Origin of the sequence: Actinoplanes solisilvae (assembly GCF_003999975.1) — a bacterium.
GTDB lineage: Bacteria > Actinomycetota > Actinomycetes > Mycobacteriales > Micromonosporaceae > Actinoplanes > Actinoplanes solisilvae.
On sequence record NZ_RJAC01000097.1, the window covers coordinates 1 to 745 of the forward strand.

2 protein-coding genes are annotated in these 745 nt (G+C 67.5%); both read left to right on the top strand.

Features of this window, described 5'->3' with window-relative positions; all coding sequences use genetic code 11:
- The first annotated feature begins 58 nt into the window (after window positions 1-58).
- Window positions 59-430, top strand: a complete 372-nt coding sequence (locus tag EER30_RS46735; RefSeq protein ID WP_127509815.1) for a recombinase family protein — start codon at window positions 59-61, stop codon at window positions 428-430.
- A gap of 19 nt (window positions 431-449) precedes the next feature.
- On the top strand, window positions 450-745 hold a 296-nt coding region (locus EER30_RS46740), incomplete at its 3' end, for a helix-turn-helix domain-containing protein (RefSeq protein ID WP_164842814.1).

The following is a 745-nucleotide window of genomic DNA, read 5'->3' on the forward strand; positions in this document are numbered from 1 at the left end:
GACGACTGTTGGCGTGTTGGTGGTCATGAGTGCTCACTAGTTGGTTTTGATGGACTTGGTGAACTTGAGGGAATGGGCGGCGGCCACGGGAGTCTCGTACGCGACGGCACGTCGGCGTTACGAGTCCGGGACGTTGCCCGTTCCTGCTTATCGGCTCGGCCGCCTCATCATGGTTAGGGAACCGGTTACCGGCCTGACCAACGACGCGGGACAGATCGTGGTGTACGCCCGGGTGTCCTCGGCCGACCAGAAACCGGACCTGGATCGGCAGGTCGCACGAGTGACGGTGTGGGCCACCGGGCAGAAGCTCGGCGTGGACCGGGTGGTGACCGAGATCCTGACCTCGTTGTGCGCACGGCTGTACGGGCGGCGTGCCGCCGCGAACCGTGCCCGCCGCGCGGTCGAGGCCGCCACCGAGGACCCGCGGTGAAGACGATCCAGGCGTAGCAGTGAAGACGATTCAGGCGTACCGGTTTGCCCTCGACCTCACCCCGGGTCAGGAACGCGACGTGCTGGCCCATGCCGGGGCGGCCCGGGTCGCTCACAACTGGGCACTGGCCCGGGTCAAGGCCGTGATGGACCAGCGCACGGCCGAGCGTTCCTACGGCGTGCCGGACGAGCTGCTGACGCCGTCGTTGTCGTGGTCCCTCGCAGGGCTGCGTAAGGCGTGGAACGCCGCGAAACCCGAGGTCGCCCCCTGGTGGAGCGAAGTGTCCAAGGAGGCGTTCAACACCGGCCTGGACGC